The following is a 13,370-nucleotide window of genomic DNA, read 5'->3' as shown; positions in this document are numbered from 1 at the left end:
GTCGGAATGTGCGGCCTGCTTCCTGTACGCAGGCCTGTGGCCATTGGATTGCTGGCGGCGCGAAATTTCACTGCATCGCGCGCCCGGGTGCATGCGGTCAGGTCCGGGTGCCGGTGGCGCCGTCCAGCACCATGCGCACGCTGCGTGCCAGGTCCGCCAACCGATAGGGTTTTTTCAGGATCTCGAACTCCGTCGGCGCCACGTTGGCCAGGCTGCCCATGTCGCGGTCGAACCCTGTAGTGAGCAGGATGTGGATGCCCGCCACGGTCTTGCGCATCTCCCGCGCGAGTTCGTAGCCGTTCAATCCCCCGGGCATCACCACGTCGGTGAAAAGCAGATCCGGCAGCGCGTCCTGCGGCAACGCCCGCACCAGTTTCAGCGCGGCGTGGGCGCTGTGCGCCACGTGCACGGTGTAGCCCAGCCCCTCCAGCATGGCCTGGGCCAGTTCGGCCACCTCGACCCGGTCGTCCACCACGAGGATGGTTTCACTGCCTCCCCGGTTTTTCGGGGTCAGCGATTCGGCCAGGTCGGGATGGGGGCGGCCGTGCACGGCAGGGAAATACATGCGCACCGTGGTGCCCAGGCCCACTTCCGAATAGATGGTGACTGCGCCGCCCGACTGCTTGGCAAAGCCATACACCATCGACAGGCCCAGGCCCGTGCCCTTGCCTTCTTCCTTGGTGGTGAAGAAGGGGTCCATCACGCGCGACACCACTTCGGGCGGGATGCCGGCGCCGGTGTCCGTCACGGAGATGGTGGCGTAGTGGCCGGACTGCAGTCCGGAGAAGGTGTCGCCATCCTGCGCATCCAGGTGGATGCCCTGGGTTTCCACGCGGATGCGGCCTCCGTTGGGCATGGCATCACGGGAGTTCAGCAACAGATTGAGCACAGCCACTTCGAGCTGCGTCGTGTCCAGCTCGCAGTTCGGCAGGTCTTCGCCGAGCACATATTCCATCTCGATGGCTTCGCCCAGCGTGCGTTCGGCCAGCGTGGCCATGCCCCGGACGAGGCTGTTGAGATTGACCACCCGACCTTTGAGCTTTTGCTTGCGCGAGAAGGCCAGCAACTGCTGGGTCAGCGTGGATGCCTTGGATACCGCACTGCGAATGCTGTCGATGGAGCGGTCGATGTCCTGCGGCCCCAGGCGGTTGTTGCGGTTCTTGACGCGCATGACGTCCAGGTGCCCGGACATCACCTGGAGCAGGTTGTTGAAGTCGTGGGAGATGCCGCCGGTGAGCTGGCCCAGGGCCTCCATCTTCTGCGCCTGCGAGAGGGCTTCCTCCGCATCGCGCCGCCGGCTCACGTCCAGTTGCGAGGCGAAGAAATAGACAAGCTCGCGCCGGCTGTTGTAGACCGGTGAGATGAAGAGGGCATTCCAGAACGAGGAGCCGTCCTTGCGGTAGTTGAGCAACTCCAGCGAAATTTCGCGCCGTTGCTCGATGGCTTCGCGGATGGCGGCAATGGTGTTGCGGTCGGTCGCCGGGCCCTGCAGGAATCGGCAGTTGTGCCCCATGATCTCCTGGACGGAGTAGCCCGTCATCGCCACGAAAGCCCGGTTGCAGAACACGATGGGGTTGTCGGGCTGTCGGGGGTCGGTCACCAGCATGGGCATGCGGGTGGTTTCGATGGCCGCAAAGAAAATGTCGTCCTTGTGGTCGGACACTTCGCCGGGGGCGCCTTCGGCCACGTAGGCTTGCCACGGGCCGGGTACGGGGGGCTTTTCGCTGCTGCTCATGTTGCGGGAATCCTAATGCAATCGTCTTCGCAACGGCCGGCCAAATCTGCCCGGCCGGTGTAGGTGCACACGCCGCCATGGCCCTGATTGCCATGGCATGGCGTGCCCGGGCAGCCATATCAAAGCCCGTACGTCAGCGCTTTCGCCTTGCCCCAGAACACCCGGTACATGAAGATGGTGTAGGCGACGATGGCCGGCAGGGTGATGCCCACGCCGATAGCCACCACCGCGAGCGATTCTGTCGCGCTCGCCGCCTGCCAAACCGTGATGCGGTCGATGACGATGTAGGGATAGAGGCTGTACGCCAGCCCGAAGAACGCGAGGAGGAACACTGCGACGGTGGCGACGAACACGATCCAGCCGTAGCCCGCGTTCACGATGCGCGGGGTGTGCAGCACGTGGTGGATCGCGAACAGCGCTGCGGCGCAGGCCAGGGGAATGGGCAGCAGCACGAAGAGCTGGGGGAGCCCGAACCATTTCTCGAACACCGTGTGGCTGACCAAAGGCGTCGCCAGCGAAATGGCGCCCAAGGCCAGGGCCATGGGCCACAGCACCGCGCGGCCCCACGCCAACGCCTTGCGCTGCAGGTCGCCCTCGGTCTTCATGAGCAGCCAGCCGGCACCCAGCATGCAGTAGGCCGCGGGCAGCGTGGCAGCAATGCCGGCGGCGAACAGCGTGGGCCACAGGCCTCCCGCGAAGCCGGTCACGTAGGCGCCCAGCATCCAGCCCTGCGCGAGCGTGGTCACCAGCGAGCCGGCGGCGAAGGTGCGGTTCCAGGCGGTCTTGTGCGCGTCGCGCGCCTTCACCCGGAAGTCGAACGCCACGCCGCGCAGGATGAGGCCCAGCAGCATCACGGTGGCCGGCGCATAGAGCGCTGAAAGCACCACGCCGTGGGCCATCGGAAAGCACACCAGCAGCACGCCCACGCCCAGCACCAGCCAGGTTTCGTTGGCATCCCAGAACGGTCCGATGCTGGAGACCATGGTGTCTTTTTCGGCATCGGTGGCGAAGGGCAGCAGCATGCCCACCCCCAGGTCGTAGCCGTCCAGCACCACGTACGCCAGCAGGGCCAGGCCCATGACCGCCATGAAGGCGAGGGGCAGAACATTGGCAAGGGTCATTTCCATGGCGGGCACCTCAAACGGCTTGCGGCGCCGGCGGGCGGACCGCCGGCGTGGGCATGGCAGCGTGTTCGGCCATGTACTTGATGACGGCGACATAGCTCACCAGCAGCGTGACATACACCGCCAGATAGGCGGTGAGCGACATCGCCACGGTGGAGGGTGGGTGCTGCGCCACCGTGTCGGCGGCGCGCAGCAGGCCGTACACCAGGTAGGGCTGGCGTCCGATCTCGGTCACATACCAGCCGGCCAGCGTGGCCACCCAGCCCGAGAAGGTCATGGCCACCAGGGTGAACAGCAGGGCGCGCGGGAGCGACGCCACGGGCAAGGCCTCCTTGCGGCGGCGCCACAGCGCGAAGGCGCCCCACCATGCCACCGCCAGCATGAGCATTCCCATGCCGACCATCACCCGAAAGCTCCAGAACACGGGCGCGACGGGCGGATGCGCGCCTTGGAATGCGTCGAGGCCCTTGAGCTCGGCCTCGCTGTTATGCGCCAGGATCAGGCTGGCGGCCTTGGGGATCTGCACGGCGTAGTCGGTGCGGCCCTCCTTCTCGTTGGGCCAGCCGAACAGCGTGAGCGGCGCGCCCTTTTCGGTGTGCCAGATGCCTTCGATCGCGGCAATCTTGGCAGGCTGGTGCTGCAAGGTGTTGAGGCCATGCATGTCGCCCATCAGGATCTGCGCGGGAATGGCCACGGCCACCGCGACGAGGGCGGCGCGCAGCGCCAAGGGCGTGCCGAGCGTGGCCGTGCCGCGGATCAGCTGCCAGGCGCTCACGCCGGCCAGCAGGAAACCGGCGGTCAGCGTGGACGCCAGCAGCTTGTGGCCCAGGCGGTAGGGGAAAGAGGGGTTGAAGACGATGGCCAGCCAGTCCACCGCGTGGAACTTGCCATCGATGATCTCGAAGCCTGCTGGCGTCTGCATCCAGGAGTTGAGGCTCAGGATCCAGAAGGCCGACAGGGTGGTGCCCCCGGCCACGAGCAGGGTGGCGATCAGGTGCACGCGGTCGCTCACATGCTGGCGGCCGAACAGCATGATGCCCAGGAATGTCGCCTCCAGGAAGAACGCGGTGAACACCTCGTAGCCCAGCAGCGGGCCCGCGATGTTGCCGGCGCGCTCCATGAAGCCGGGCCAGTTGGTGCCGAACTGAAAGCTCATGGTCACCCCCGACACCACGCCGAGGGCGAAGGTCAGCGCGAAGACCTTGGTCCAGAAGTAGTAGGCCTGCTCCCAGCCCTGCGCGGCCGGGGTGTCGGCGGCGGCCCGGTGGCGCAGCCGGAAGTACACCAGGAACCAGCACAGCGCGATGTTGATGGTGGGAAACAGGATGTGAAAGCTGATGTTGGCCGCGAACTGGATCCGCGAGAGCATGAAGGTGTCCATGGCGATCTACCGGTCCTTTCCGCCCTGCTTGCCGGTGCCGCCCTTGCCGGTGAGCCGGTCCTTGAACTCCAGCACCCGCGTGACGGCGGTGCCCATGCCCATGAGCTGCATCGCGGTCTCCGGGGCGAGGCGCTGCACGTCGTCGAACCAGGTCATCAGGCGGTCGATGAGGTCGTGCATGTCCTGCATGCGCTGCTGCGCATGGCGTTCGTCCTCGGACGTGGGCTCTTCCAGCAGGGCCATGCGCAGCATGGACAGCGTGGGCTCGATCTCGCGGCGCCGGCGCTCTTCGGCCAGGGTGCGGAAGATCTGCCACACGTCCTGCGGCGCTTCGAAGTACTCGCGCCGGTCACCCGGCTGGTGGCGCAACTGGACGAGCCGCCAGGCCTGCAGTTCCTTCAGGCCCATGCTCACGTTCGAGCGAGAAAACTCCAGCGTCTCGGCGATTTCATCCGCATTGACAGGGCGCGGCGATAGGTAGAGCAGGGCGTAGATCTGCCCGACGGTGCGGTTGATGCCCCAGCGGCTGCCCATTTCGCCGAAATGGGCCACGAATTGTCGATTCAGGGAGGGGAGCGGCTTGATCTGTGTCATGCCGCGATTGTGCTTCAGGTTTACTGAGTTTTCAGGATTTACTGAAAATTCAATAAGTACATCAGGGTCGATTCATCGATGGAAAGCGTTGCAAAGCCGGGATGGGCCGTTCATCCCAGGGCGGTATCGAGCAGCATCATCACCACGAAGCCCAGCATCAGTCCTCCCGTGGCGAAGGCCTCGTGCCTCTTGCGGTGGGATTCCGGAATGATCTCGTGGCTGATGACGTACAGCATGGCGCCTGCGGCCGCAGCGAGCCCCCAGGGAAGCAGGCTGGCCGACAGGCCGATCAGTGCCACGCCCATGACGGCCGCCACCGGCTCGATCAGGCCGGACACCACGCCCAGGCCCGCGGACATCCAGCGGCCGTAGCCCACGCCGCGCAGGGCCAGCGCCACCACCATGCCCTCGGGTACGTCCTGGATGGAGATGCCCGCGGCCAGCGCCTTGGCACCCACGCCGTCCGGGCCGGCGAAGGCGACCCCGATGGCCAGGCCCTCGGGCAGGTTGTGCAGCGTGATGGCGAGCACGAAGAGCCAGGCGCGCTTGATGGCGCGGGCCTGCGGGCCTTCCAGCCCTTTCACGAAATGCTCGTGCGGCACGGCGCGATCGATCAGCAGCAACAACAGGGCCCCGCCCAGGATGCCCGCGCCCACGATGCCGCCCGCTCCCCACGGCCCGGCGCCCTGGGAATTCGCCGCGGCCAGGGCGGGAATGACGAGAGAGAAAGCACTGGCCGCGAGCATGACCCCGGCGCCGAAGCCGAGCATGGTGTCGTGCGTGCGTTGCGAGAACTTCTGCGACAGCAGCACGGGCAGCGTGCCCAGCGCCGTCGCTGCCGCGGCCATGAGCCCGCCCAGCAGGGCGCCGCGCAGCCGGTCGTCCCCGCTGACCAGGCCCCCCATGGCCTGTGCCGAGAGGATGGCCAGGCCCGCGGCCACGATGCCCAGCCCCAGCCATTGGCGCCAGGACAGGGCGTGATGCGCGGGCACTTCGGCATGGCTTGCCGGATCATGGGAATGCAATGGCATGGCAAGGACTCCTGCAAGGATGGGCGGGGGTGCGCGGAGACCACGGCGGCACGACGCCGCGGCGGTGCCTAGACGGCTACATGTACACGCTGCTCAGCCGCAGGCTGCCATTCACACCGGCCGGGAAGAATCCGCCCTGGCTGGCCGCGTTGGGCGTGAGATAGACGATGTTGAGCACGTCGTCAGGAGAGCGGCTGTAGGCGATGCCGTTGGCGTCCAGCGGAACGATGTTCGACGCCCCGCTGGCGTCGGGCGCGATACCCTGGTCCAGGTCCTTGGAGTTGTCCAGGGTGTCGCGCGCGTCGGAAATCTTGCCTGCCGCCGCCTGGGCATCGATGCCCTTCGAATACAGCACCGTGCGCACCAGGCCCGCGTGGTAGGCCTCTGCGGCCAGGATGCCGGCAGCGGCCTCCAGGTAGGTCTTGTTCTGGATCAGCGGCGCGGCGCCCTTGTAGGCCGTGACGCCCACGTCCTCGAAGATGAAGGCGCCCAGCAGAAAGCTCAGATCGTCCTTGTAGGGATTGAAGGCCGTCCCGGCCGGGATCAGCCCCGAGGCCTGCGCTGCCTTGGAGAAGGCACCGTTCGGGTCGGTGCCGCCCACGTCGATCGACGGCATGGCGACGGCGGACGATCCCAGGGCGGCCCGCAGGAAGTTCACATGGGCCAGTTCGTCGGCGGCAATCTCCTTGGCGTAGGCCGCAACCACCGGGTCGGAGAAGGGCACCTTCGTGCCGCCGATCACGGTGCCGCGCGTGCCCGTGCCGGTGGTCTGCGCATCGGGCAGGCCGGCGCCGGTCGTGGCGTAGAGGTAGAACTGCGCCTCCAGGTACTCCAGGTTCAGCGCGAAGTTGAGAATCTCCGGGTCGGTGGGCGCGTCGGCGCCGACGGCCGGGCCCGATCCGCCGCCGCACGCGGTGAGGATGGCGCCTCCCGCCATGCCGGCGGCAAAGCCCCCGGTCTTGCGAAAGAACATCCGACGCTCTTTGAGCTTGTCGGAGCGGCGTTGCAGGATTTCAAGGGGCGATGCAGGGATGTCGATCATGGTGGTTCCTGGTGGTGTGCGAAGCACGAAGGTCACATGTCGGTCCAGCGGCAGGGAGCCGTTGCCGGAGAGGCAGGAAAGCGGGGCCGGCCGATGCCCGGCACTGCATGCCATGGATCGCCTCCGCCGTCTTCCTGTGGTGGGGTACGGGGCTGGTGCTGCAACGGATTCAAGTTTCTTTGCCATGGCGGCCATGCGGTGGCGCGGGCATGGCGGGCGGCCCACTGGGGCTACCATCGCCCATGCGAAAAAACTTCACCCTCATTTCCCCCAACAAGCAGCGCGAGCGTGTTCTGGATGGCGTCAAGCATGAAATCCGCCAATACCTGCGCCGCGAACGCAAGCGTGAACTGCCCGCCGGATCGAACTACTGGGACTTCGATTGCCGCTTCGGCCTGACGAAGGAGTCTGCGGAGACCGTGCCGCTGGCCGACTTGATCGATCGCGTGGGCGCTGCGGCGGCGGACGGGGCGGATGCCTTCTATGTGGAGGTGCTGGCACGCCCGGCCGTGAAGGCCGTGCACGAGCGGCGTGCCGCCCCGGACGACGAAGGGGACGACGAGGGCGCGCAGGGGTAGGCCGAAGCAGCGGAGAAGGTCCGCTGGCTGCCATTGGCAGTCATGGCAGTCAAAAGCCGCTCATGCCGGCGGATTGTTTGCCGTTGTTGCTATGAATTCAGTAGCAAATATTTGAGAGGAGCGCTCCCGGCCCTGGCTCTGTGGAAGGCGTCGCCCACCTTCCGAGGGCCCGGGATCGGAGGCGATCCCCGCGCCGCTGTGGCGGTTCGCAGCATTTTCTGACCGAGGCCATGCAGCAGGACGCGTGCGTTGGCGCCATCCCCCTGTCTTCATCTTCCGCGCTCGCACGTCTTCATGGGTAAGGTCAGTCACCGCGGATTCGCGGTTTCTTTCTGTCACCAATTAATAATAATTCTCATTAACATTTCATGGATGATCGATGAAATAGTTCATGAAATAACCGCTTGCTCTTTTGGCGCAGGATGGCAACGGGGCGGTAGGCGGGCGCCCCGCCGGGCCAGGGGCAAGGCAGTCAGCCGCCCCGGACCGTGGCGATTTATTCAGTTCACTGGGAGGTGCTGTACATGTCTTTGCATTCGTCCGGGCCATCGCTCGGAGAGGTGTTCGTGGCCAACCGGGCGCAGCTTTTGCGCGTGGCGCACAAAATCGTTCGCACGATGGATCTGGCGGACGACATCGTGCAGGACGCCTATCTGCGCATCGTCGGCGGTGCGAGCGAACGCAAGATCGACCAGCCCATCGGCTACTGCTGCCAGGTGGTGCGCAATCTGGCGCTCGACCATTGCCGGCGGCAGGCCGTGGAGCGCAACTGCGTTGCCTCCGGCATGGATGTCGAAGCCCTGGAGGTGGCCGGGCCCGGGTCGCCCGACCGCCTGATGCGCGATCGGCAGCTCGTGGGCCTGATCGAAAAGGCGCTGGCGGACCTGCCCACGAGAACCCGCGTGGCATTCCAGCTGTACCGGCTCGATGGCATGACGCAGCGCGACATCGCCATTTCGTTGGGCTGCGCGCTGGGGCTGGTCAACCGGCTGATCGCCGAGGCCACCCAGGCCATTGCCGCCCTGCACCACCTGCTCACGGACGATTGAGCCGTTCGCCACGGCGCCATCGAACTCCGCACTTTCCGAAAAAGCGCTTTGCCCGGCGAGGCCCACTTGCGGTAAGGTGGCCGTCAGTCAGGGCCGGTGCATCCGCATCCGGTCGGTTGGCCACCGATGCGCCGCGGCGCGAGCGAGTTTGAGGCATGACACAAGCCGACCCCCATTGGGCCGTGGCGTGGGACTGGGTGCAGCGCGAGTACGACCGAGAGAATTTCGACCCGGCTGCCCGCGCGGCGATGATGCACTGGCTGGCGGCCGACGAGGCGCACCGCAAGGCGTACGACAAGGCGGCGCGGCTCTGGCTGCTGGCCGGCCTGACGGCACCCATGGGCGATCTGGAGGAGAGCACCTCGATGCAAGCCCTGCCCAAGGCGCAGGACTGATCCGTCTGTCTGGCTGCCGGCGTCGTGCGGCCATTTCCTCTCCACCGCCCAAGGACGTATCCATGTCAACCAGCGGCCTCGACTGCGACGACGAGACTTTCCTCGATGCGTGAACCGAATCGGTTCGTGGACAAAGGCAACGATGCCGCGCTGATCGCCGACTTGCGGGATCCAGTCGGTACACCGGAGGGGGCCTGGAAAAGCGCCGGGCTGTTGCGCCTCACGCTGGATGCGCTCGCGGTGGCTTACCGGGTGTGCCAGAGCTTTCGCCACACCGAGCCAGGCGCTTTACCCGTGCGGTGGCACGTGTTGGCTGGGCGGCAGGACCGCATCGATCCGTTGAGCATGCAGGCCTGGTCGGCAGAGTCGAGCGCGACGCGCACGCGCGGCTGGCTAGACGGCGGGCACTTCTCTTCGCGACCACAGGAAAGCCCCTTTCTGGCGCCGTTCGTGTGCCGCCTGGCGCAGACCACAGCGGGGGGTGCGCGTGCCGCTGCAGCGCTTGCTTGAGCCGTTGCCGACGGGCATCGAGGGCTACTGCCTCGACTTCGATCTGGAAAGCGATGGCGCATTGCCCCTGGACGTTCTGAGTCCGGCAGAGCGGGTGCGCACCAGCCGGTTCCTGCGGGCGGCGGATCGCCGGCGCTTTGCCGAAACCCGCGCGGCCACCCGGCGCTTGCTGGCCGACCGCCTGGGCTGCGGGCCCGCCGAGGTGCCGCTGGCGCAGGATGCCCATGGCAAGCCGTTCGTTGACCGGAGTGGCGAGGTGCCGCTGTTCAACGTGTCGCATTCGGGAGGCCATGCCCTGATCGCCGTGGCGGACCCGGGTGCCGTCAGCGTCGTAGGCATCGACATCGAGCGATGCCGCGGAGGACTGGACATCGATTCCCTGGCGCAGACCGTTCTGACCGATCGGGAGCGCGTCCCGGTGGCCCGGGCGACCGATCCGCAGCGCGCCCTGTACCAGTGCTGGGTGGGCAAGGAAGCGGTGCTCAAGGCCATCGGCGTGGGCATTGTCGAACACCTGCGTTGCGTGGGCATTCATCCCGGCCGGGACGGCCGGTGGTCGGTTGAAAGCACCGTGCCGCAATGGTCCGGGCTGGAGGCCATGGCGCTCGCGGCACCGCCGGGCTATGTGGCGGCGCTGGCATGGCGCAGCAAGCTGCCGGCTCCCGTTTAGAAGGCCGAGGTCTGCCGCATCCGCCCGCCGCTCGCTGCCTTCAGGGAATGAACGGGCTGGTGCACACCATGGGAATGGACGGGCAGCGCAAGCGGCTGGCGCTGGTGCCTGTCTCGCCGTGGAGGGGTCCCGATGCTGATGCCCGACGGATGGGTGGACGACCGAGACCTCACCTTTCGCCGCCTCTTCTACACCGAACTGGGCTCGGGCGGTCACCTGCTGGACGTCATCTCCCGTGACAACCGCGACGTCCACCTGGCCGACCGCGTGGTGGCCAGGCAGGTGGCGTGGCCCAGGCAGGGCGGGGCGGGGTGGAAGGGCAGCGGGCACGGTGAGTCGATGAAAATTTGCTCCTATTTTTGTAGCAATATGCCATAGTGATATATGCCGTGGAAGCCAATTTGGCTTGAACCCTTCGCAGGCCACCCCCGCCCGCATACACTGATCCCCTCCGGTCTCCGGGAACCTTCAGGGAATCGCCATGCGCCCTTCCACGCTCCGTGTTCTGTCTTCCCTGTCGGCGGTGCTGGGGCTGGCGGTTCCGACCTTCGCGCGAGCGCAGCCGCCCGCCGCCACGGTCTGGACCAATTTGATCGGCATGCCCTTCGTGCGCATCCCGGCCGGACGCTTTCGCATGGGCAGCGACGAATCCCCCGAGGCCCTGGCGGCGTCCTACCCGCTCATGGAGCGTCAGCGCTTCACCCTGCTGGCGGACGAGGCGCCCGTGCACACAGTGCGCATCCGCCGCGCGTTCTACCTGGGCCAGACCGAGGTGACCGTGGGCCAGTTCCGCCGCTTCATCGAGGCATCGGGCTACCGCGCCGAATCCGAGGCCGACGGCACGGGCGGCTATGGCTACAACCCCGGCTACGATCCGGCCAGCACCGCGCGCGGCGACGCCTTCGAGGGGCGCGACCGGCGCTACTCCTGGCGCAACCCGGGCTTTGCGCAGGGCGATGACCACCCCGTGGTCAACATCACCTGGCACGACGCGCACGCGATGGCGGCATGGCTCAGCAGCACCGAAGGCCACCGCTACCGCCTGCCGACCGAAGCCGAGTGGGAATACGCCTGCCGCGCCGGCACGCGCACCCGCTATCCGCACGGCGACGATCCTGAAGGCCTGGTGCGCCACGCCAACACGTTCGACCAGGACGCCGTGCCTTACTGGCCCCGCTGGCAGGCCCAGGCGCTCCAAGGCCACGACGGCCATGCCTTCACCGCGCCGGTGGCCAGCTACCCTGCCAACGCCTTCGGTCTGCACGACATGGTCGGCAACGCGTGGGAGTGGGTATCGGACTGGCACGGCGACACTGCCTATGCCGAGTCGGCGCGCGACGATCCGCAGGGCCCCGCGCAGGGCAACGTGCGCGTGCGCCGCGGCGGCTCCTGGCACACCTGGCCGCTGTATGCGCGGTGCTCGTACCGCAACTGGAACAGCCCGGACACGCGTTACACGCTGGTGGGGGTGCGGCTGCTGCGGGAGATCGACGGTGCGGCGGCGTCCCGAAAAAAGGCCGTGCCGCCCACTGCGCGCTGAGGGCCATGGCGGCCCCCGGCCGTGCGCCGCTTGAATGGCGGTCCATCCGCAGCACGGCGACTGTCGGGCAGCGTGGCTTCACGCTGCCATGCCGTCAGTCCGCGGGTGCGGGCTCCTGCACGGATTGGAGAATCGCCAGCAGCGGATCGTTCGGATCGGGCCGATGGGTTTCCGGCCGGGCCGGGTCCCAATCCGGGTTGTTGCGGTTGAGCCATGCGCCGACCACGATGTCGCGCGCCAGCGCCCTGCGCTCCTCGGCCAAGGCTTCCAGGGCCTCCTGCGTGGGAGGAGACTCCGACGACGCATCGGGCGCGGGCTCGGATTCATACAGCTGCTGTTCCACGTTGGCCACGGCTTGCTCGAAATCGCGCAGCACATAGTGCGCCAGCAGGGCCCGTTCGTCGAACGGGGGCGGTGGTGCGTCGCAAGCGGTTTCAAGGGGCGATGCGTCAGAGGTCACAGGGGTTTCGGCGAGGTATTCGGTGGTCATGGCAGATGTTGCGAGATGAGGTGGCCGAGGCGGCGATCAGGTTCGTTGTGAGCAATCGACCGGCATCACCAGCTGGACTGGTATCGCTGGTATTGGTTTGACATGCGGTAAGGGTCGAAATGCGCCATGTCGTGCTTGAACACCGATGCCGCATGCGCCAGCGACTGGTAGGTGTGCGCCGCCGCATGGAACGGGTAGGCCGCCTGGTTGAGCGCGGTTTGCACCCTGTGCTCGGCCCGATAGACGGCCGACTGCACCGCTTGGTCGATGCGATGCCCCATGTTATGGATCTTGTGTTCCGCCCGGTACATGGCGTGGTCCACCCGGTGGGCCGCGGATTGCACGGCGTGGTCCACGCGGTACGCCGCCGACTGGACCGCGTGGTCCACCCTCTGGGCGACGGAGTGCGCGACCTGCCCCACCTTGTACCGTGCCGCATTCATGCCATGGGCCACGGCCGCACCTGCGAGCAGCGCGCCGCCCACGCCCACCATGGCCACCTGTGTCGCCTGGTGCAGGGCTGCGTTGCCATACCGCTTGGCCTGATGGGCCAGCCGGCGCGGATCGAACCGTTCCATCGTCGATGCCAGGGAGGACGCCGCCTGGTGCGCTCCTTGCGACATGCCATGGGCCGTTTCCCCGAAAAACGCACGGGCATGGCCTGCCGCCTGGGAATAGGCCGCCTGCGCGCGCTGCCGATGGTCGGCCTGTGCCAGGCGATGTTCCCCCGCCAGTTGCGGATAGCTGAAGCCCGGGCGGGACGCGGCATGGGACTCGGCGCGGAACGCCGAATAGCCGTTCTTGAGCTTCTGCACGTCGTTCTGCATGCCCTGCGATGCCTGGTGCACGGCCCCGTGGGCGTGCATCGCGGCGTTGGAAAACGCCTGCATCATCGGCGAGCGGCCGCGCGGGGCCATGCCACCGCTCTGCGCCGGGTTCTCGCGGCCCTGCAGCCCGTTGAAACCGCTCGAGGACTTGCTTTTGCCGCTCGGCGTGCCGGGTGTGGCGGAAGGTGCCGGTTCGGCCGAGGCGCCTGCTGAACCCATGGCGGTCCGCAGCTTGTTGAAGCTGAATATCGATGTCATTTACCGTATCCCATGCAAAAAAGAGGGGGCGACTGCAACCGGACGGCCGGCTTCATGTCGTGGCTGAAGGGGATGGTGCCGTCTGGCTGGCTGCGTCGCCTGGAGCAGTCCGAACCGATCGGCGTGCAAGCGAAGGCCGTGCAGGC

At 67.0% G+C, this 13,370-nt stretch carries 15 protein-coding genes; 7 read left to right on the top strand and 8 right to left on the bottom strand.

Going from position 1 to position 13,370, the window contains the following annotated elements; all coding sequences use genetic code 11:
• Positions 1-97: 97 nt before the first annotated feature.
• From AVMA1855_RS03515 to AVMA1855_RS03490, 6 genes are all read right to left on the bottom strand, one after another.
• Complete coding sequence (locus tag AVMA1855_RS03515) at positions 98-1,735, bottom strand: histidine kinase famiy protein (RefSeq protein ID WP_272564805.1); 1,638 nt, start codon at positions 1,733-1,735, stop codon at positions 98-100.
• Between the two features lie 119 nt (positions 1,736-1,854).
• On the bottom strand, positions 1,855-2,856 hold the full coding sequence (locus tag AVMA1855_RS03510; protein WP_502870259.1) for a cytochrome d ubiquinol oxidase subunit II: 1,002 nt from the start codon (positions 2,854-2,856) through the stop codon (positions 1,855-1,857).
• Positions 2,857-2,872: 16 nt separating this feature from the next.
• Positions 2,873-4,240 carry a cytochrome ubiquinol oxidase subunit I gene (locus AVMA1855_RS03505; protein WP_284424622.1) on the bottom strand — a complete coding sequence of 456 codons (1,368 nt, stop codon included), beginning with the start codon at positions 4,238-4,240 and terminating at the stop codon, positions 2,873-2,875.
• 6 nt (positions 4,241-4,246) lie between these two features.
• On the bottom strand, positions 4,247-4,834 hold the full coding sequence (locus AVMA1855_RS03500; RefSeq protein WP_272564801.1) for a GbsR/MarR family transcriptional regulator: 588 nt from the start codon (positions 4,832-4,834) through the stop codon (positions 4,247-4,249).
• A 110-nt stretch (positions 4,835-4,944) separates the two neighbouring features.
• Positions 4,945-5,865, bottom strand: coding sequence for a ZIP family metal transporter (locus AVMA1855_RS03495; protein ID WP_284424621.1), 921 nt, complete (start codon positions 5,863-5,865; stop codon positions 4,945-4,947).
• A 76-nt stretch (positions 5,866-5,941) separates the two neighbouring features.
• Positions 5,942-6,907 (bottom strand): ferritin-like domain-containing protein, encoded by a 966-nt coding sequence (locus AVMA1855_RS03490; RefSeq protein ID WP_272564799.1) that lies wholly within the window; start codon positions 6,905-6,907, stop codon positions 5,942-5,944.
• Between the two features lie 242 nt (positions 6,908-7,149).
• On the opposite strand from AVMA1855_RS03490, the gene AVMA1855_RS03485 reads away from it, so the two are divergent.
• The 7 genes from AVMA1855_RS03485 to AVMA1855_RS03455 all read left to right on the top strand — a co-directional run bounded on the left by AVMA1855_RS03485 (position 7,150) and on the right by AVMA1855_RS03455 (position 11,649).
• Positions 7,150-7,485: a DUF6172 family protein gene (locus tag AVMA1855_RS03485; RefSeq protein WP_272564798.1), complete on the top strand. Its 336-nt coding sequence runs from the start codon at positions 7,150-7,152 to the stop codon at positions 7,483-7,485.
• A 524-nt stretch (positions 7,486-8,009) separates the two neighbouring features.
• Complete coding sequence (locus tag AVMA1855_RS03480; protein WP_272548815.1) at positions 8,010-8,534, top strand: sigma-70 family RNA polymerase sigma factor; 525 nt, start codon at positions 8,010-8,012, stop codon at positions 8,532-8,534.
• Between the two features lie 155 nt (positions 8,535-8,689).
• Positions 8,690-8,929, top strand: a complete 240-nt coding sequence (locus tag AVMA1855_RS03475) for a DUF4880 domain-containing protein (protein ID WP_284424620.1) — start codon at positions 8,690-8,692, stop codon at positions 8,927-8,929.
• 105 nt (positions 8,930-9,034) lie between these two features.
• Positions 9,035-9,439, top strand: a complete 405-nt coding sequence (locus AVMA1855_RS03470) for a thioesterase domain-containing protein (protein WP_284424619.1) — start codon at positions 9,035-9,037, stop codon at positions 9,437-9,439.
• Positions 9,432-10,109, top strand: a complete 678-nt coding sequence (locus tag AVMA1855_RS03465) for a 4'-phosphopantetheinyl transferase family protein (RefSeq protein ID WP_284424618.1) — start codon at positions 9,432-9,434, stop codon at positions 10,107-10,109. The genes AVMA1855_RS03470 and AVMA1855_RS03465 overlap by 8 nt, the downstream gene beginning before the upstream one ends.
• Before the next feature lie 132 nt (positions 10,110-10,241).
• Positions 10,242-10,487 carry a hypothetical protein gene (locus AVMA1855_RS03460; protein WP_284424617.1) on the top strand — a complete coding sequence of 82 codons (246 nt, stop codon included), beginning with the start codon at positions 10,242-10,244 and terminating at the stop codon, positions 10,485-10,487.
• Between the two features lie 103 nt (positions 10,488-10,590).
• On the top strand, positions 10,591-11,649 hold the full coding sequence (locus tag AVMA1855_RS03455; RefSeq protein ID WP_284424616.1) for a formylglycine-generating enzyme family protein: 1,059 nt from the start codon (positions 10,591-10,593) through the stop codon (positions 11,647-11,649).
• A gap of 94 nt (positions 11,650-11,743) precedes the next feature.
• Here AVMA1855_RS03455 and AVMA1855_RS03450 read toward each other — a convergent pair whose 3' ends face one another.
• Positions 11,744-12,139: a hypothetical protein gene (locus tag AVMA1855_RS03450; RefSeq protein WP_284424615.1), complete on the bottom strand. Its 396-nt coding sequence runs from the start codon at positions 12,137-12,139 to the stop codon at positions 11,744-11,746.
• 65 nt (positions 12,140-12,204) lie between these two features.
• Positions 12,205-13,224 (bottom strand): hypothetical protein, encoded by a 1,020-nt coding sequence (locus AVMA1855_RS03445; protein WP_284424614.1) that lies wholly within the window; start codon positions 13,222-13,224, stop codon positions 12,205-12,207.
• Positions 13,225-13,370: the final 146 nt, after the last annotated feature.

It is taken from the genome of Acidovorax sp. SUPP1855 (genome assembly GCF_030158955.1).
Classification (GTDB): Bacteria; Pseudomonadota; Gammaproteobacteria; order Burkholderiales; family Burkholderiaceae_C; genus Paracidovorax.
The sequence above is the reverse complement of the archived record's forward strand: the minus strand, read 5'-3'. Positions and strand labels throughout refer to the sequence as shown.